Here is a 19248-nt window from a genome sequence, read left to right as displayed (position 1 = left end):
ATTATTTAAGGTAAGGAGATAACTAGGAAATAGTCACAATAAGAAAGTTATAACTGTTGAGCGGCTACGGATACGCCATTTCAATGATAAAGGAATTTCGATATGGATATGTCAGAACAATTATCATCGCCTTTAATAGACACTAGTCCGTCCTTATTTCGGTCGGAATCCTCATCTCATTCTAAACAATTAGGAAAAAAACCATCACTTGACCTTGAAGCAGCACCTTTGTTTGATCTGGGTGAGGAATGGGAACACTCATTATTTGGTCGTTCAATCCAAGAGTGTCATAGAAATTTGATGCATATTGCCGAAGATGCCGATATGGCCATTGGTGTGACTGATCCTCATGGTACTCTACTTTGGACATGGAGTAGTCACCCTATGCGCTCATCGGCTGAGCAAGTACACTTTGTTGAAGGTGGTCAGTGGTCTACTCAGGCAGTAGGTCAAAACGCCATTGGTCTAGCATTAAATACACATTCTGCAAGCTGTGTTTACTCACATGAAAACCAAATGAATAGTGTCAGAGACTGGGTCTGTTATGCAGCACCGATTACCGATACAAATACAGGTCAGTTTTATGGAATTATGAATTTATCGACTAAATATCAAAAACATAATTCACTTGGAGTTTTAGCAGTAGAGCGTTGTGCTGACATTGTTAAACAAGCAATTCAACTTCATCAGAAAAATATCCTATATATTAAAGCTTTCGGCACTCCTAAAGTTCAATATAACCAACACAGCCTTACATTGACTCAACGTCAAATTGAGATTCTGTGTATTTTAACTCTTTGTCCCGAAGGGATTAATCTTGAAGAACTTCACTATGCTTTATATGGTGATCGGCCTGTAAGTACTACCACTTTAAAAGCAGAACTTTCTCAACTCAGAAACTTAATACCTGACGTTATCGAGTCGCGACCATATAGACTTAACTGCGAAATTCAATGTGATTTTTTAATGGCCGAACAAGCATTAAACCTAGGCTTCACATCAACTACGCTTACACTCTATAGAGGAAGTTTCTTAGCTAAATCAGAAAGTCCTTTTTTATGCGCATGGAGAGATTGTTTTGACGCTCGTTTGAGTCATGTGATTTATCAAATTGAAGATATTGATCAATTATTGCGAGTAGTCAGTCGCGTACCAGACCGTGTAGATGCTGTTGAACGTTTACTTGAATTATTACCCGAAGAAACACCTTATCGAACTAAACTCTTAAAATTGCTCGAATAAAATAAAAGGGAGAATATCCATACAATATTCTCCCTTTTTAAGGCTAGATCAAGCAGAGGCTTGAAGCTGTACCCTATAGCAGTCGTCCAAAGCTAATTCATAATATCGCAGCCCTTCTTCAGCAGCATGAAATGCTTTTTGCTGCCAGTCAGGACGGTCATTACATAAGCGCTTAATCAATTCCATAGCTTCATATGGATGAAGATCATCGTAATGTGCATGAGCGCGCAACCAAGCTAAAGAACGTTTATCAATCGTGACTTCAGGATGATTAGTATAGGTATGAATACCTTTATACACCTGAATAGACCAATCTCCAGTTGCCCATTCAATCGCCAAATTTGTTGCAGCCAGACATTCTGCCAAATTACCTCGATGACTCATATTCCATAGAAAATGGTTTACAGCATTCATAGCAGCGGGTGGTCGTACATGATCAAGTTCTTCAACTGTTAAGCCAAAACCTCCAGCCCAATCGCGATACCATTTTAAGTGTCGCTCTTCTACCTTAATATTTTGAATTAACCAATCTCGCGCTTCAGTAACTCCCGGTTCAGAAAATCCAGTCGCTTTCCCCAAGGCTCCAGCCATATATGACGGGAAATGGGCGACTAATGGATAGAAATTAAGTAAAGCATAACGGAAACTATCTAGGCTCAATCCCCCATTGGCCATTTCCGTAAAAAACGGATGTTTACTCACCCGTTCTTTAGCTGGTAACAGGTCGTCCCAGAACCGTTGTGACCATCCATTATGCGGCGTAATTTCTAAATTCATTCCATATTGATTTAGAGCAGTCATTGCTAATTTTCCTATTTATATGACAGCAATCATCTGTATTTCACGCTATAAGTCTATCCGAAAATGATAAAGATACAATCGTTAATCGACCATTTGTAACTTTTTTCGATGGATTGGGGAACTTTAGATAATTATTAGGCTAATCATTGAAATGTCGTGATTTTTATCACATTTAACATAGATAAAAATCATTACTTTTTTAAAAAATCTGTATTATTATTTTGAATAAACCACACATTATATAATCAATATTTTTAGATGGAACTTTACTTAAAATAAGTCTCATTTTATGACAACTTCCAATATAGAGAGCATTAATTATGAAGTTGCAGGGTTCCAATATATTGGGACAGGAACAAATAGATTTATTAACCACACGAGGATTAAACTTTGTATGGTTTCCAAAGCAGCTTGAAACGATTTATCGTTTTCAATACCAAAACGGTGCTGCCTATGAGTTCCGCTACAGAGCGCCTATTATTTTAATATTATATATATTTTTAAGCTTTGGTATATATCAAGTTTTACCAAGTGAACAAGTTTTATCCTGGTTTAGCTATTATTCTTGGGTTGGTGTAATTGTTCTTATCGCTTGGATTTTATCATTTATTAAAAAATTAAATCAGTATTTTGATTATTATGTAGGAGTTGGCTCGGCTTTAGCGGTAGCAATTACTTTTATTTTAATTAACGTTATTGAGAATGGACAAGATAATGTTCTTTTTCATGCTGCGATGATGTATGCAATCGTTATTATTTATGGTGCTGTTGGTATGCGCTTCTATACAGCCATATTTGCTGGATGGATGGGAGGACTAGTTGGAATTTTAGTAAGTAACTACTTAAATGGTGTGATCGACTGGACATTCTTAAACCGAACTTACACTTTTAGTAGTTTTTTGGGAATGACCCTCGCCTATGCAACGGACCGTCAACATCGAGAAAACTATTTACAAAACTGTATGATTGAGCTGAACCGCATTGAGCTCATGCAACAAGCGCAGCAGTTATCCTTACTTTCGCAGCAAGATGCACTTACTGGTTTAGCCAATCGACGTTATCTAGATGAAACCTTGGATAATGAATGGCGCCGTGCATTACGACACGAAACCCCACTCACTATTATGATGGTCGATATCGATTATTTTAAAGCATACAATGACACGCTAGGACATCTCAAAGGTGATGAATGTTTAAAAGAAATCGCAATTGCTATTTCTTCTATTGCTGCTCGTAGTGGTGATTTAGTTGCTCGTTATGGTGGTGAAGAGTTCTTACTACTATTCCCAATGACAAATTCTCAGCAAGCTTTGATACAGGTCGAACGTTTAATGAATGCGATTAATAAAATTGCGATTAAACACCCATGTAGTGATGTTTCACCACATGTCACTATTAGTGTAGGCGTTGCGACCACAATTCCACGTCTAAACGATTCTATTTCTGCTTTTGTTGCACGAGCTGATCATGCATTATATAAAGCAAAAACCAATGGACGTAATCAATATAAGATTGCTGTAAACGAAGAACAAATTGTAGATTTAACTTAATAATAGCAAATAACAATTGAGGATATATTTTGGCTAGTGATTACATTATTTGTTTTTGATATTATCCTTTTGAATTAAAATAATGAAAGAATTCTCTATTTAGCTTTTCCATCCGTGGTAAAGCTAAAATGTAATCTAGATTTAATATATACAAAATATTGTTGTTTAGTTCTTAATATTAAATTAAGAATGGTTTAGTTAAGATTAATACATACCTACTCTAACCTAAAAAATTCCAGTTCATCAGAATTCTCCTTTTAACTTCTTCCAAAGTTTATTTATAAGATAGAGCAATAAGTTTTGCTCCATCCTTGGAGGTGTTGTCTGAACAACTTCATTTGAAAACGGCAATATCGAGACAATATTCTCATGTATAGTTTCATAGTTCGGATGAGCCTCTTTTTTAATAATCTCTATAATTTTTTGTATTTCATCTACAGATAAGTTCAAGAATTTTTTAATTTCTTGGACTGTCTTTGATTCAATAGATAATAAAGCACAAACTCTAGTGACATTAACAATCTGCTCTGCATGAATATTTTTAAAGTTTGGATAACAAACAAGTTTATATAGAATTTTTGTCTCAAATGGATCTGTAGCAGTTATATTTTCTATTCGTTCTCGATAAGATTTTTTAAAATATTCATTATTTTCAATTTCTAATAAAATTTTTAATAGTTCCTGATACCTTAAGGGTCTTTTTAGACCATATTGATAACCTTTTAAAAGCTCAGGATTATTACTTAATACAATTTTAATTTTTTTAGGAATAAGAATATTTGTATAGCCACTGTCTAAATCAATAATATATATATCTGGATTATCATCACTATATATCCAGTTTTCAGATAGTTGAGAGGATAAAGATAAGTCATGAATAACTTTTATCATTGCCTCTAAGTTTTTAGGCAATAGTTTATCCTTTGACATACAGCCAATTCTATATGTACATTGATTCATTGATATTTCCCCAATTTCAATGATGACTTTGAAAATTATTTGTTTAAAGTAATAAAATTTAAATATGTAATAAACTTATATAAAACTAATTTGAATAAAATTAGTTTTAAGATATAAATATCTTGTGCAAGTAAAAAATTAATAAGATTTTAATTTTTTACTTAAGCAGATAAATATATTCAGAAATAAATCGCGGGTATTATATTTATATAGAGATTATAAGACAAGGAAATAATTTAAAATTTAATAGAGCCGAATGTGATAAAAAATTAAAGCCCCCAAGTTTAAGTTAAATATGGGGGCTTAATTTACTACAGTCAAAATTATGACTATGGTTCAATTGGTGCAAACGGTGAAACAACATCTGCATTTTGTGCACGATGGCGTAGGAAGTGATCCATTAGGACAATAGCCAACATTGCTTCTGCAATTGGAGTTGCTCGCACACCTACACATGGGTCATGACGACCTTTAGTCAATACATCAGTATCTTCACGGCTTAAATTAATCGTTTTACCTGGTGTTGTAATACTTGCAGTAGGTTTTAATGCAATGGCAACTCGAATCGTCTGACCACTCGAAATACCGCCCAAAATACCACCTGCATGGTTCGCTAAGAAGCCATTACTCGTCAACTCATCACGTGTTTCATGACCAAACTGCCCAGCAACTGCGAAACCATCTCCGATTTCAACACCTTTAACCGCATTAATGCTCATCATGGCATGAGCAATGTCAGCATCTAGACGGTCAAAAACAGGTTCACCCCAACCTACAGGAACTTTTTCAGCTAAAATTTCTAGCTTAGCCCCGCAGCTTGTGCCTTGTTCACGTAAAGACGTAACCAATGCTTCAAAACGAGGAACAGCATCTACATCACCACAGAAAAATGGATTATTTGGAACTTCATTCCAATCCAGTTTTTCAGCAACTTCATTACCAATTTGTGTGACGTGACCGCGAATCAATACACCAAATTTTTCTGCTAAATATTTTTTAGCAATAGCACCCGCTGCAACACGCATAGCAGTTTCACGTGCACTCGAACGACCGCCACCACGATAATCACGGAAACCATACTTTTGTGTATAGGTGTAGTCCGCATGACCCGGTCTAAAAGTCTGAGCAATATTGCCGTAATCTTTCGATTTTTGGTCAGTATTACGAATGAGTAAACCAATTGGCGTACCAGTAGTTTTGCCCTCAAACACACCAGAAATAATTTCAACCTGATCAGGTTCTTTGCGCTGAGTCGCAAATTTTGATGTACCCGGCTTACGGCGGTCCAGATCTTTTTGTAGATCTTCTTCGGTTAACTCAAGGCCAGGTGGCACACCATCAACAATTGCCATTAAGCCAACGCCATGAGACTCACCACATGTCGTTACACGAAAGAGTTGTCCAATACTGTTCCCTGCCATATGTACAACTCCTTATGCTTGTTGCTGTTCAAATAGTTTTCTATAACGACGACATTGTTCTGCGGTTAAAGCAAAAATGCCAGAACCACCTTTTTGGAAAGTAAGCCAGTTGAAATCAATCGTATTGAAGTTTTGGCGCATAGCCCATTCAGAGTTACCCACTTCAATGACAATTAAACCATCTTCAGTTAAATAATCTGCCGCTTGAGCAAGCATTTTACGCACGAGGTCTAAACCATCTTGGCCTGCTGCCAATGCAAGCTCAGGTTCGTGTAAAAACTCTTCTGGTAAGTCAGCCATATCTTCAGCATCAACATACGGAGGGTTACTTACAATTAAATCGTACTGGTTTTCAGCTGGAATCTTGGCAAATAAATCAGATTCAAGTAACGCAACTTGATATTGCTTATTGTGGTGTTCAACATTAATCGATGCTACTTCTAAAGCTTCTTTAGAGATGTCCGTTGCATCCACTTCCGCATCTGGATATGCATAAGCCAAAGCTACAGCAATACAGCCAGAACCTGTGCACATATCTAAAATACGTTGTGGAGTTTTAGGTTTTGCATTTTCTGGCAAATTATTGAGAGCTTCACGCATTTGACCATTTTCATCTAAACAATATGGTGCAAAACGTTGCTCAATTAATTCTGCAATTGGTGAACGCGGAATAAGTACGCGCTCATCCACATAAAATGGCTTATTAAAGAAGTAAGCTAAATTTAATAAATAAGAAGTCGGAATACGGTCATTAATACGACGTTCTAACAAACTTAAGAATTCTGCTTTTTCACTTGGCAAAAGCTTAGCATCTAAAATCTCTGAGTCTGCTGACCATTCAAGAGATAAGGTTTGTAAAACTAATGCAGAACTTTCTGCAAAATAATCTTCAGTACCTTGTCCTAAATGTGCATCATGTTGACGTAATGCTGATACCCCAAAGCGAATAAAATCTCGAATTGTAGATAAATTTTCAGCAGCTTCCTGTAAATGTTCAGGGCTAATCGTCGGTCGCTCCACTTAGGCGTCTCCAAAGGCAAATTTTGCAAAGTGACTATTCTACTGAGTGAGACAAAGCAACGCAACGCTTTGCCTTGTGAAGCAGTGTTTTACACACCTATCTCTAACAATCACAGCTTAAAATCAGAATACTTTGTTTTAATTAAGAAATAATGAACTTTTAATCAGGTATAGATTTCGTCTATGAAATAAAGAAGCGGTCAATATTTAAAGACCGCTTTTTGTGTTTAGTTGGTTTAAAGCTTAAGTTTTTCTGCCACATAATCTGAATCTTTGTCTCCACGACCAGAAAGATTAACCACAATCATGGTTTCTTTCGACAGCTTTGGTGCTTCTCGTATTGCCCATGCGACAGCGTGTGAGCTTTCAAGCGCAGGAACAATTCCTTCTACACGAGATAAGGTCATAAAAGCATTCAAACATTCTTGGTCAGTTGCAGTGCTATATTCCACACGGCCTAAATCTTTTAAGAAACTATGCTGTGGCCCAACACCAGGATAGTCCAATCCTGAAGCAATAGAATGCACGGGTAACGGTTCACCAGCTTCATTTTCAAGCACGTAACACGCCATACCATGAATTTGACTTGGTTTACCTAAGGTTAAAGTTGCCGAATGCATGTGAGTTTCTAAACCATGTCCTGCTGGTTCAACCCCAACCAATTTCACATCCGAATCATTTAGAAATGCTGTAAAGGCACCGATTGCATTTGAACCGCCACCAACACATGCGACAACATAATCTGGGTTTTTACCAAAACGATGATGCGTCTGCTCTTTAATTTCATTACCAATAATCGATTGAAAATCTCGAACCATTTTTGGAAATGGATGTGGTCCAACCACAGAACCAATTGCATAAATAAAGTTTTTAGGGTCTTTTAAATATTCTTCAAAAGCGCTATCAACTGCATCTTTTAAGGTTGCTGTACCACGTGTTACTGAAACTAAATGAGCACCCAAAATTTTCATTTTGACCACATTAGGGTGTTCTTTTTCAATATCGACTTGTCCCATATGAATTTCACATGGAATACCAACTAAAGCACAAGCCGTGGCTAAAGCAACGCCATGCTGTCCCGCACCTGTTTCAGCAATAACTTTCTTTTTGCCCATATATTTGGCAAGAAGAGCCTCACCTAAACAGTGATTAATTTTATGGGCACCCGTGTGATTTAAGTCTTCACGTTTTAAATAAATTTGTGCACCGCCTAACTGCTCAGAAAGACGTTTTGCGTGAAATAAAGGACTTGGACGACCTACATAATTTGTAAAGAGGTCTGATAGTTCATTTTGAAATTCTGGTGTATGGCGAATTTCCTCATAAGCAACATTAATTTCATCCATTGCTTCTTTTAAATGCGGAGGAATAAATTGGCCTCCATATTCACCAAAAAATCCCTGTTCATTTGGCAAAGCAATACCATTAATTTGATGTTGCATATCATCCCTCTTTTTAAATTATTAAAGTTATCAAGTTTATCGAGAAAGGTAGCGTGTTAAGTCCTCAATGCCTTTTAAGGTCATTGGATACATATGGTTTTCAAAAATCTCTTTAATCCAACCAATGGTTTGAGTGTAATGCCAATACCCTTCAGTTTCAGGGTTTAACCATGCTGTTTTATCAAAATATTGACGTAGGCGACGTAACCAAACCTCACCTGTTTCATCATTCATATATTCAACCGAGCCACCTACCGATTTCAGCTCATACGGTGCCATACTGGCATCACCTACGACAATTACACGATAGTCGCGTCCGTAAGTATGGAACAAATCCCACGTATTCATGCGGGTTGCTGTTCTTCGGTAGTTATCTTTCCAAACATAGTCATAGAGACAGTTATGAAAATAAAAGTATTCGAGTGTCTTAAACTCACTTTTAGCAGCACTAAAAAGTTTTTCACACTGGGCAATGTGCGCATCCATCGAACCACCCACATCAAACAACATGAGTACTTTTATTCGATTACGACGCTCTGGCACCATTTGAACATCCAAGATACCTTGTTTGGCTGTTTCTCGAATAGTTCCATCAACGTCTAACTCTTCAGCTGCGCCTTGGCGAGCAAATTTGCGTAAACGTCGTAACGCAATTTGCATCTGACGAGTTCCAAGAACTTGGTCGTCATCTAGATTTTGGTATTTCCGCTGTTCCCAGACTTTAACCGCCGAACGTTTACGCCCCGGCCCACCAATTCTGACGCCTTCTGGATGGTCACCAAAAGCTCCAAAAGGTGAAGTTCCACCTGTGCCAACCATACGGTTACCACCTTGGTGTTTCTTATGCTGTTCGCGTAAACGCTCTTCTAGCATTTTCATCAGTTCTTCTAAAGAACCTGCTTTCTGAAGTTCAGCTCTTTGCTCTGGGGTTAAATGCTTTTCGAGAAGTTCTAAATCGAACCAGTCTTTTGGTAATTTATGAACTTGCTTAAGCAACTCATCGATATCAAAAGTTTCAATGCCATCAAAGTAATCTTTCATGGCACGATCAAACTTATCAAAAAATCGCTCATCTTTAACTAAAATAGTTTTAGCAAGCTGATAGAACTCTTCTTGGTCGGCAAAAACCAAACCTTCACTCACCGCACGGTTTAGATCAATGAGTTCACGAGTGGTAACTGGAACACCATATTTACGTAAGGTGTAAAATAACCGCACAAACATGGGTTACTCCCTCCCTTAACGTCGAGACATGAAAGCCAAGCGTTCGAGAAGTTGTACATCTTGCTCGTTTTTGATGAGAGCACCATATAAAGGTGGAATAGCTTTAGAGGGATCTCGATTACGTAATACATCTTCAGGCATATCATCTGCCATGAGCAAGCTTAACCAATCAATTAACTCAGAGGTTGATGGTGGTTTCTTCAAGTTAGGAATTTCACGTAGTTTAAAGAAAACCTGTAAAGCTTCGTTTACTAGTGTTGCAGAGATATTTGGAAAATGAACCGCAATGATTTCTCGCATTGTGGCTTCATCTGGAAACTCAATATAATGGAAGAAGCAACGACGCAAGAATGCATCTGGTAATTCTTTTTCATTATTTGAAGTAATAATTACAATTGGGCGTTGCGTTGCCGTAATTGTTTCATTCGTTTCATAAACATAAAAAGACATTTTATCGAGTTCATGCAACAAGTCATTTGGAAACTCGATATCGGCCTTATCAATTTCATCAATTAATAATACGCAACGCTCTTCACTGGTGAAAGCTTCCCACAATTTACCGGGTTTAATATAGTTCTTAATATCGTAAACTCGGTCATCACCTAACTGGCTATCTCTTAAACGAGAAACTGCATCATATTCATACAACCCTTGCTGTGCTTTAGTTGTAGATTTGATATGCCAAGTAATCAATTTTAAACCTAAACTTTGTGCTACTTGTTCAGCAAGTAAAGTTTTACCCGTGCCCGGTTCACCCTTAATCAGTAAAGGCTTTTGCAAAGCACGAGCTGCTTTTACAGCAAGCTTAAGACTATCAGTCGCGATATATTGATCTGTACCGGTAAAATGTTGGGTATCAGCAGACATGTAAAGACCTTATTTTTCTATTTCAATGGTTAGATGGAACGCATGCTTTTGTTTGTTGAATATTTTGACCAACAATATCCAATTACCAAACCTAGACCAACTACAAACAGAATTAAAGATAAATTTGACCAAATCAACGGACTATCTTTAGTTAAAACACCAAAAAGGAGTCCAAAAATAGCAGGTGCTACAGATGCATTCGGTCCTTCAGACACTGTTGGTGTAACTAAAATAGCAAATACAATCAGCCAGCTAATTGCACCAAAGGTGGTAGGAAGACGGCGCATTAATCGCCACCAACACCACAAAGCAATAATAGCGCCTATTCCATAAGCTGTTAAAGCAATAACACCTTCAGGAATAACATCCAAAAAAGAAAATAATTGATTCATTATTCCAGTTTGATCTTCACGCACCACGTAAGCCCTCTGGTTCAACTGCATTCGGGTTAATTAACCCTTCTGGCGGCATCTGAATAAAGAAACCTTTTGTTTGTAATGAGTCTAAAACATGTAAAACATTAACACGCGCCAATTTACGTGTTGGAGCCAACTCTAAATGCATGACAAACGTTGCACGACCAAACGCTTGTAAAACAGCTTCAGGAACATTTTCAAACGGATCAGCTTGTTCCGTATTGTCAGGATAGTTTGGACGAGCAATATACATGTACATTTCATCTTTTTTGCTCGATCTATAAATATCACAGTGCATTTCAAATCAACTCTTGAACTAAGGACAGCATACATGAAAAAAAACGACACACACACGCAGGTTTGTTTACGCATCAGTCGTTTTTTTAATTCTTGAGAAATATTAACCTACAACATTGATTAAGGTCGATAATAACTTTGTTCCAAACAGGTGTTAGCTTTTGTAAAAACAATATAAGTTTATGATTTTAAATATTAAAATGCAAAATCTATTTTATTAAAATAAAACCGGTTTTAGGACTTTTAAAAAAGTATTCATCATCAAATACTTGATAATAGTGTTCTTGCAAGATTTATACTTAAGCTATCAAAATAATAAATTTCTTTTTCACCTATTTAAGAATACACACTTGAGTAAAACTTTTAACTACTTCACTACACATCACCAGATGTTACTTAACTCATTTAATAGCGAGATATGTTTCAATAATAAGTATCTTGTTCATAGATATGGAGGACAAAATTATGCCTCGTGGTGATAAAACTGCTTATACAGCCAAGCAAAAACGTCAGGCCAAACATATTGTTGAGAGTGAGGTTGATAGAGGCCATTCTCAAGAAGAAGCCGAACGAATCGCATGGTCTACCGTCAACAAACAAGATGGTGGCGGTAAGAAAAAGTCCCATTAATTTATAAAAATAAATACTTCTTTAGCCCAAACTAAAGAAGTATTTCTTATTTAAGAACGTGTTAATTTTTTTCTAAAAGACGCGAGTGCTTTTTATATAGTCATCGCTTACTTGATTTAAGGCACTCAAAATAGCGCTATCAACTTGACTTAATAAAGCTTCATTAAGACTTTCCATATAAGCAATGAGTTGGGTTTTAGAAGTATGGGCGAATTCGGTCGTTACAGCTTCATCTTCATATAAGATTACATAACTACGTGCAAAACCGTAGATTAGGTAAACTGCTGCTTTTTCTTTTGTATCTTGAGATTCTTTAAGAGACTGCTCACATGCATTTTTTAAGTCTTTAAATGCATCTGTACCAGTAGATTGATTTTTGAAAGATAAAAGTATTGTTTGGAAGTTCATATCCATATTCCACTCAAAAAGTAAAGCTACAGAAGAAGATGGAAGCTGTCAAATAATATCCTGATTAATATAAGTTTAATTGTAAATAAATTTATATTTAACTTCTTTTAGATCACGATAAATCATGTAATAAAAAACCACTCTTGCTTTAAGAATGGTTTAGTTAAAACCTATCAATGATTAGAAGCTTATTTCAATTGTGATCGTAGTACCTGAGTGCTCAATATCAGTTGAGACATTAAAACCTCTACTTTTAAGCTCCTCTTCAACCAATGTAAGATGATCAGGACTTATAGCATCAACAGGAAACCAGAAAGTTGCTTTTCGTTTCCCCTCCTTAGATTCAGACTCAGTACCAGTTAAAATTTTTTCCAATATGACGTCTTGATTTATTTTAAAGTTTTTAGCATTTTGACGAGCTTCTTCAGCATTAAAGTTGTTAAGCATATTTATCTCTCTAATTATTAATTTATCTAATTTTATATCATAAAAAGGCTATATAAGTTTTAGTGTTATGTAGTTAAAACTAATTAGAGATATAGGTTTATTGATTAAATAAACTTTCTATCCATTCAATAAATTTTCTGGTATTTCTATTTTTAAGATCTTCCTTATTTGGAATGTAGTAACACAGCTTTGATTGAACGGCTTTAGTTTTAAACTCCCGTAAAAGATTCGCCTTAACAAACCTTTGGGTAAGTGTAGTAGAGCAAAATACTAATCCATTGGCAGATAAAGCCTCGTGTATTCCAAAAATTTCCTGATCAAATTTCTTAATCGCCACCCTATCTTGGTTCCATTCATTTTCCTCAAGCCAAGCCTCTAGTGGTGGGCTTGGTAACGCCTTATTTTTCCATTCTGTCGTAAATAACGTTATTGGTTCACTAGAACATTTAAGCAGATCAAGTTTGGATGAACCAAATACATTAAAAGACTCATATTTAACGATATCTTGAGACTGGACCAAAGATACGTCACCATAACGAATAGGTAATGTATATAAGTGATTATCTAAAGTTTCACCTGTAGAAAACTCAACAGAGATATCGGGGTACAATTGATAAAATTCATTTATTGAAGGAATTAGCAGCATTGCAGCTAGTGAAGAAGTACTAGCGACTCTTACTATGTTTCCATTTACTGTTATTTCATCTAGTGCATCTTCAATTTTACGAAATCCTTCAGAAATTGCTCCAGCAAGTCTTTGCCCTGTCGTTGTAAGGGTTATTTTCCTTACCTGTCGATGAAACAAATCAACATTTAATCTGCTTTCTAGATTCGCAACATGATGTGAAATTGCAGTCGGTGTAAGCGAGAGTTCTTCAGCAGCCAATTTAAAACTACCCAATCGAGCGGCTGATTCAAATGCTTTAAGTGCTTGCAAAGAAACTTGCATGTCTCCTCCCCATTTACAATTATAGATGAACTAAAATCATCTATAATTGTAATTTTCTCGTTTGTCTACTTATGTTTTAAAACTCAAAATAAATTAAATCCTAACCTTTCTGGAATTAATGATGAGTAAAATATTACATATAGATGCTAGTGTCAGAGCTGCAATTAACGCTAATCCAAATCATAATTCTATTTCAAAAAATATTGCCAGTCGTTTGATCAACTCTTGGAAACAACAATTGCCTATAGATGAGTATATCTATCGTGATGTAGGAATGAATCCACCACCCTTTATTAATCAAAATTGGATTGATGCTGTATTCACATCTAAAGATAAAAGAACTCAAGCTCAATGTGATGTTTTATCTATATCAGATCAGTTAATAGCAGAAGTTTCGAGCTCAGATATTCTTGTAATTTCTTCACCTATGTACAATTACGGCATGCCTGCTCAACTGAAAGCATGGTTTGATCAAATTATTCGTATCAATAAAACCTTTGATTTTGACCTAGCTCGTGGAGACTTTCCCTTACAACCTCTTTTAGCTGGAAAAATTTTAATTATTATCACTTCCAGCGGTGAATTTGGCTTTGAGAAAGATGGGATTCGGCATGATATGAGTCATCTTGTACCCCACATTCGCACACTGAGCAAATATTTAGGCGTAGAAAAAATTTATGAAATTACTTGTGAGTATCAAGAGTTTGGAGATCAAAGGCATAGAGAGTCATTAGAAAATGCTTTTCGAAAAACTGAAGAAGTTGTGTCTAAACTTGCTGATTCATTTAGGTAATATCTGTAGATTTTAATACTCATTTTTAAATTTCATAAATTAAGTCACTTTAACTGATCCATATCATTAAAAATAAAAAAGCCTACCCAATTGGGTAGGCTTTTCATTTCTGCACCGAAACAAACTTATAGTTATATATTATATAAATTGAAGTTGTTTTTCTTAAATCCAAGAATATACAGACCTGTATGTTTAATCAATTGAATTTTTCTCATTATATAAGTTAATTTAATTCATTATTGAAATTTCAAATTATATTTACTTTATTACATTATTTTATGAATTTTATTAGACTAAATAATTCTTTAGATAAACTACAGAAAATCTATTTTTTGTATACTTAGATATTATAATTAGCTCATTTTAAATAGTAATTAATTAAAAATTTAACAGAATGGTTATGCTTTAGTTAAAAAGGCTCATCATATGATGAGCCTTTAAATTTCTAATTATTTATTCATTTTAAATAGATAAACTTTGTTTTTCCTCTTGAAACAACTGGATTAATGGTTGCGTTAATAACTCATAACGCCATCCTAACAGATAGTCGGGTAAATCCTGTTCATCCCCTTGACATAGAACATGTTGATGAATGGCGTTTAACCATTTTTTTCTCAACAACACTTCTTTAGGAATAGAAGTCTCATTTATTGCATGAGCAAGCACCATATCCATTTTATTTAAAGTCTCTTTAGACGTAATCTTAAATGGTTTTGCAATCTTTGATGGCCATCTGCTTTCGACTGGCAAATCTTTAAGAAGTTCTAAAATCGTTTTGCCGTACTCGCGAACCACATTTGGACGAATATCTTTCACTTGCGACAGTTGAAAGCTATTGCGTGGGTTCTTTTCAACCATATCAATCATAGTTGAGTTTCTAAGAATAAAACTACGTGGCTGATTCGTTGCTTTCACAATGTATTCACGCCATTCGCTTAAATTTTGTAGCTGCATTAGCTGACGACGTGAGTGACGATAATTTCCCACATCGGTATATAGTAATTCGTTAGGGGTTTCTCTAATGATTTCTTTAGTTAGACTACTACAGTCCTCAAGAACATAATTATAAAGCCCTTTCTGCTTAAGCTGCTCTTGAATATGATGAGCTAACTTCATTAGATACAAAACATCATTAGCAGCATAACAAAGTTGTTGAGGCGATAACGGTCTAGCTAACCAATCAGATCTGGTTTGATCTTTTTCAATATCAATATCAAGACAAAGTTTTAAAGCACCTTGATAACTCACTTGCAGGCCATGACCTAAAAAAGAAAGCCCCACTTGAGTATCAAACACATTAAGCAAATCTTCTTGATCAGCATAATGATAGATTAAATCAATATCTTCTCCACATGCATGAAAAATGTTTTGCTGCGCGAGGAAAATCTTTTTCCAAAACTGACTTAGATCTAATGAAACACCATCCAACAGATAGACATCACCATTTACATTGACTTGGCATACTCCAAGTTTAGGCCAGAGTGTGTCAACCTTAATAAATTCTGTATCAAGTCCATATATTGAACATTGATCCATTTTTTGAAGAACATCAACCAATTCGGTTTGCTGTTGGATAAACTGAAACATGCTTTCTCAAGTATTGCAAAGAGTGCTTTAAACTCTGGTATATATAACATAGAAGCAGAAAAATGCCACTTAAACCTTTATGAATACTCTATTTTTGAACAATTTTTCGAAAATAGATAATTTTTTGATCTTTTATTTGTACTTTTTAAATTTATCTCCAAATGTTCTTTATTTAAAATTTATAAGATCTTTTTCATTCTTATATTCATATTTTATTTAAACTATCTTTAATAATAAAAGACAGAATAATATTTATGTTTAATAACTGAATTTAATTAATAAATTTAATCAAATTGATAGTACATTCATTAATGAAATAAGCATCGGAATGCTTATTTCATTCTCATGCGGTTATGCACTGCCTGACTTAAAGTATGGCTATCTACGTATTCGAGTTCACCACCCTGCGGGACACCTTGAGCAATACGCGTCATTTGTATTGGTAAATGTTTAGTCGCCTCTACCAAATAATGGGCTGTCGCTTGTCCTTCTACCGTCGCATTGGTTGCCAAAATGACTTCTTCAATAGTACCTTGGCTTAGACGCTGAATGAGATAAGGAATACCAATTTCTTCCGGACCAATACCATCTAATGGGGAAAGATGGCCACCTAAAACATGGTATTTTCCACGAAAGCTACCGCTTTGCTCAATCGCCATCACATCCGCTGGTGATTCAACCACACACAATAACTGATCATCTCGGTCAGTTGAGGCGCAAATATCACAAATTTCATGTTCAGTCAGAGAATGGCAGACACTACATTCATGTATATAACTTGAAGCCTCATGTAAAGCATGCGCTAATGCAAATGCCCCTTCTCGGTTTTTCATCAAAAGATGTAAAGCCATACGTTGAGCCGACTTCGGACCAACGCTTGGCAATATACGTAAAGCTTGAACGAGTTGTTCAAATCTATCGCTAAACACTGAATTTCCTTAGAACATGCCCGCTAAGCCAGGTGGTAAACCCATACCAGAATTTGCTTTTTGCATTTTTTCTTCAGAAATCACTTCTGCTTGACGCACAGCATCATTTACTGCAGCAGCAATTAAGTCTTCAATCATGTCTGGTTCATCTTGAAGTAATTCTGGATTAATTTCGATACGTTTTACGATATAACGGCCAGTCATTGTGACTTTAACCAAACCACCGCCCGCTTCAGCATGTACTTCAGTTTGAGCAAGCTCTTCTTTAGCCTTTTTTATATTTGATTCCATATCTTTTTGCATGCGCTGCGCTTGCTGCATAAGCATATTGATATTCATAAACCTAACTCCGTATCTCTATCAAATATTTCAAGTATTATTGATAGTCACATAACACTGCAAAACTTAAACTCTTTCTATTCCCCTATAGATCATCAAGATCATTGAGGTTAGTACGTTTAAATCAAAATTAATCCGTAATTCTGACACAATAAATCAATGTTTTCTATTGGTATCTATGAAACTATTTTCTATGGTCAATCCACTATAAAGCTTTTATGTAGAAAACTTTTGATGAGTAGAAAAAAGTAAAATTTAGAAAAGTTACTGGGCAGCCTGTAGACTTTTATTGTTTGTTTTATATTCACTTAAGGGAACTTTTTTGAACGAAGTATTGGCTTTTTCTATTGAAAGATCAGCATCTTGAACAGATTTGTTTGCATCATTAATTAATAATACAGTTTCACTCATCTGTGTTGGTTCATCTTTTTGGGCAAATACTCTATATCCAACCAGACCAATTGCCCCTATCGTAACTAAAATAATTATTGGTTTAAGCATGACTAAAGACTCTCTTTGTTATTTTTATTAAATTTAGAACTTTTATACGTTGAAATTTTAGACTGATTTATAACAAAACGTAGACTTTTTATTGCTATTGTTGTTTATAAGTAACAGAAAAGCCACATTAAAATCTATGTGGCTTTTCCATAACAAACATAACTTAATTAGATTAAATCTAACCCACGCGAGATATCGCCAATAATATCATTAATATCTTCTAGACCAACAGAAACACGAATTAGACCTTCTTGTATACCAGCTGCTTCTTTTGCTTCAACAGAAAGTTTGCCATGAGTTGTGGTTGCTGGATGGGTAATTGTCGATTTCACATCACCTAGATTACCAGTAATCGAGATAAACTTAGTATTATCAATAACCTTCCACGCACCTTCACGCTCGCCTTTAACAACGAAGGATACAATACCGCCAAATCCATTTTGCTGTTTAGCAGCAAGTTCATGACCTTCATGAGCTGGTAAACCAGCGTAGTAAACCTTCTCTACCTTTTCATGAGTAGATAACCATTCTGCAAGAATTTGAGCACTCTCACAGTGTGCTTTCATACGTAAACGTAAAGTTTCTAGACCTTTTAAGAAAACCCATGCATTAAATGGGCTCATTGATGGTCCAAGCGTACGAACAACACCAAAAACTTCTTCTAACAACTGATGATTGCCAACAACAGCACCGCCTAATGCACGGCCTTGGCCATCTAGGTATTTAGTCGCAGAGTAAATCACAAGATCCGCACCAAACTTGAGTGGTTGCTGCAAAACAGGTGTACAGAAACTGTTATCAACCGCAAGTAATGCGCCATTCGCATGGGCGATATCTGCTAGCGCTTGTATATCTGCAATCTCAGCTAGAGGGTTAGAAGGTGACTCAACAAAGAAAAGTTTGGTTTCAGGACGTACAGCATTTTTCCACTCGTCTAAATCACACAAATCAACAAATGTAATGTCTACACCAAACTTAGCTATATATTTTTCAAACAAAGCAACAACTGAACCAAAAACTGCTCTTGAACAAATAACATGATCACCCGCTTTTAGGTATGCCATAGCAACTGACAAAATTGCGCCCATTCCAGAGCTCGTCGCTACAGCTCGTTCAGCACCATCTAAAGCTGCTAAACGTTTTTCGAACATCGATACAGTCGGATTAGTAAAACGAGAATAGATATTTCCTTGAACCTGACCAGAAAATTTTGCTGCAGCTTCAGCCGCATTTTCATATACAAATGATGAAGTCAAAAAAATCGGTTCGCCATGTTCGCCTTCAAAACTACGAGTATGTCCGGTACGAATGGCTAAAGTATCAAGTTGGTATTCTAAATCATCAGACTGGTTCATTAAATGTTCGCCTTTACTGGTCATGTACTAAAAAACTATCATCATTTTGAGTGTCTAGGGTATTTAAGGT

The 19248-nt window shown here is 35.8% G+C and carries 21 protein-coding genes; 4 read left to right on the top strand and 17 right to left on the bottom strand.

Going from position 1 to position 19248, the window contains the following annotated elements:
• Window positions 1–102: 102 nt before the first annotated feature.
• A complete protein-coding gene (locus MKL33_RS14335) occupies window positions 103–1242 on the top strand; it encodes a transcriptional regulator (protein WP_270907214.1) in 1140 nt (379 codons plus the stop codon).
• A gap of 48 nt (window positions 1243–1290) precedes the next feature.
• Here the strand turns inward: MKL33_RS14335 and MKL33_RS14330 are convergent, their stop codons facing one another.
• The gene (locus tag MKL33_RS14330) at window positions 1291–2043 is read right to left on the bottom strand and encodes a TenA family transcriptional regulator (RefSeq protein ID WP_002113940.1); all 753 of its coding nucleotides are present in this window, start codon (window positions 2041–2043) and stop codon (window positions 1291–1293) included.
• Between the two features lie 320 nt (window positions 2044–2363).
• Here MKL33_RS14330 and MKL33_RS14325 point away from each other — a divergent pair, with 320 nt between their 5' ends.
• Complete coding sequence (locus tag MKL33_RS14325) at window positions 2364–3593, top strand: GGDEF domain-containing protein (protein WP_017386898.1); 1230 nt, start codon at window positions 2364–2366, stop codon at window positions 3591–3593.
• Between the two features lie 243 nt (window positions 3594–3836).
• Here the strand turns inward: MKL33_RS14325 and MKL33_RS14320 are convergent, their stop codons facing one another.
• From MKL33_RS14320 to MKL33_RS14285, 8 genes are all read right to left on the bottom strand, one after another.
• Entirely contained in the window at window positions 3837–4553 is a 717-nt protein-coding gene (locus MKL33_RS14320; protein ID WP_025468409.1) for a hypothetical protein, read from the bottom strand.
• Between the two features lie 329 nt (window positions 4554–4882).
• Window positions 4883–5974 carry a chorismate synthase gene (gene aroC, locus MKL33_RS14315; protein WP_270907213.1) on the bottom strand — a complete coding sequence of 364 codons (1092 nt, stop codon included), beginning with the start codon at window positions 5972–5974 and terminating at the stop codon, window positions 4883–4885.
• Window positions 5975–5986: 12 nt separating this feature from the next.
• Window positions 5987–6994 carry a 50S ribosomal protein L3 N(5)-glutamine methyltransferase gene (gene prmB / locus MKL33_RS14310; RefSeq protein ID WP_002113580.1) on the bottom strand — a complete coding sequence of 336 codons (1008 nt, stop codon included), beginning with the start codon at window positions 6992–6994 and terminating at the stop codon, window positions 5987–5989.
• A gap of 236 nt (window positions 6995–7230) precedes the next feature.
• Window positions 7231–8436 carry a tryptophan synthase subunit beta gene (gene trpB, locus MKL33_RS14305; protein ID WP_270907212.1) on the bottom strand — a complete coding sequence of 402 codons (1206 nt, stop codon included), beginning with the start codon at window positions 8434–8436 and terminating at the stop codon, window positions 7231–7233.
• Between the two features lie 36 nt (window positions 8437–8472).
• A complete protein-coding gene (locus tag MKL33_RS14300) occupies window positions 8473–9660 on the bottom strand; it encodes a vWA domain-containing protein (protein ID WP_270907211.1) in 1188 nt (395 codons plus the stop codon).
• Between the two features lie 15 nt (window positions 9661–9675).
• The gene (locus MKL33_RS14295; RefSeq protein WP_270907210.1) at window positions 9676–10527 is read right to left on the bottom strand and encodes an AAA family ATPase; all 852 of its coding nucleotides are present in this window, start codon (window positions 10525–10527) and stop codon (window positions 9676–9678) included.
• 29 nt (window positions 10528–10556) lie between these two features.
• Window positions 10557–10943, bottom strand: coding sequence for a hypothetical protein (locus MKL33_RS14290; RefSeq protein WP_002113949.1), 387 nt, complete (start codon window positions 10941–10943; stop codon window positions 10557–10559).
• Window positions 10936–11241, bottom strand: coding sequence for a YcgL domain-containing protein (locus MKL33_RS14285; protein ID WP_005069366.1), 306 nt, complete (start codon window positions 11239–11241; stop codon window positions 10936–10938). Before MKL33_RS14285 ends, MKL33_RS14290 begins: the two co-directional genes overlap by 8 nt.
• Before the next feature lie 464 nt (window positions 11242–11705).
• On the opposite strand from MKL33_RS14285, the gene MKL33_RS14280 reads away from it, so the two are divergent.
• Complete coding sequence (locus MKL33_RS14280; protein WP_002113596.1) at window positions 11706–11870, top strand: hypothetical protein; 165 nt, start codon at window positions 11706–11708, stop codon at window positions 11868–11870.
• Window positions 11871–11942: 72 nt separating this feature from the next.
• Here the strand turns inward: MKL33_RS14280 and MKL33_RS14275 are convergent, their stop codons facing one another.
• The 3 genes from MKL33_RS14275 to MKL33_RS14265 form a co-directional block, all read right to left on the bottom strand.
• Window positions 11943–12278 (bottom strand): hypothetical protein, encoded by a 336-nt coding sequence (locus tag MKL33_RS14275; RefSeq protein ID WP_270907209.1) that lies wholly within the window; start codon window positions 12276–12278, stop codon window positions 11943–11945.
• 180 nt (window positions 12279–12458) lie between these two features.
• Entirely contained in the window at window positions 12459–12725 is a 267-nt protein-coding gene (locus tag MKL33_RS14270; protein WP_068612229.1) for a hypothetical protein, read from the bottom strand.
• Between the two features lie 97 nt (window positions 12726–12822).
• Window positions 12823–13674: a LysR family transcriptional regulator gene (locus MKL33_RS14265; protein ID WP_270907208.1), complete on the bottom strand. Its 852-nt coding sequence runs from the start codon at window positions 13672–13674 to the stop codon at window positions 12823–12825.
• A gap of 118 nt (window positions 13675–13792) precedes the next feature.
• Here MKL33_RS14265 and MKL33_RS14260 point away from each other — a divergent pair, with 118 nt between their 5' ends.
• Window positions 13793–14467 carry an FMN-dependent NADH-azoreductase gene (locus MKL33_RS14260; RefSeq protein WP_270907207.1) on the top strand — a complete coding sequence of 225 codons (675 nt, stop codon included), beginning with the start codon at window positions 13793–13795 and terminating at the stop codon, window positions 14465–14467.
• A gap of 462 nt (window positions 14468–14929) precedes the next feature.
• Here MKL33_RS14260 and MKL33_RS14255 read toward each other — a convergent pair whose 3' ends face one another.
• From MKL33_RS14255 to MKL33_RS14235, 5 genes are all read right to left on the bottom strand, one after another.
• Window positions 14930–16054: a ribonuclease D gene (locus tag MKL33_RS14255; protein ID WP_202744141.1), complete on the bottom strand. Its 1125-nt coding sequence runs from the start codon at window positions 16052–16054 to the stop codon at window positions 14930–14932.
• Between the two features lie 332 nt (window positions 16055–16386).
• The gene (gene recR, locus MKL33_RS14250) at window positions 16387–16983 is read right to left on the bottom strand and encodes a recombination mediator RecR (protein WP_002113756.1); all 597 of its coding nucleotides are present in this window, start codon (window positions 16981–16983) and stop codon (window positions 16387–16389) included.
• Window positions 16984–16992: 9 nt separating this feature from the next.
• On the bottom strand, window positions 16993–17322 hold the full coding sequence (locus tag MKL33_RS14245) for a YbaB/EbfC family nucleoid-associated protein (protein ID WP_002113538.1): 330 nt from the start codon (window positions 17320–17322) through the stop codon (window positions 16993–16995).
• A gap of 264 nt (window positions 17323–17586) precedes the next feature.
• Window positions 17587–17823 (bottom strand): hypothetical protein, encoded by a 237-nt coding sequence (locus tag MKL33_RS14240; protein WP_032006132.1) that lies wholly within the window; start codon window positions 17821–17823, stop codon window positions 17587–17589.
• A gap of 167 nt (window positions 17824–17990) precedes the next feature.
• A complete protein-coding gene (locus MKL33_RS14235) occupies window positions 17991–19178 on the bottom strand; it encodes an O-succinylhomoserine sulfhydrylase (protein ID WP_005069382.1) in 1188 nt (395 codons plus the stop codon).
• Window positions 19179–19248 lie beyond the last annotated feature (70 nt).

Source organism: Acinetobacter sp. AOR43_HL (assembly GCF_027854635.1).
GTDB classification, from domain to species: domain Bacteria; phylum Pseudomonadota; class Gammaproteobacteria; order Pseudomonadales; family Moraxellaceae; genus Acinetobacter; species Acinetobacter pittii.
The sequence above is the reverse complement of the archived record's forward strand: the minus strand, read 5'-3'. Positions and strand labels throughout refer to the sequence as shown.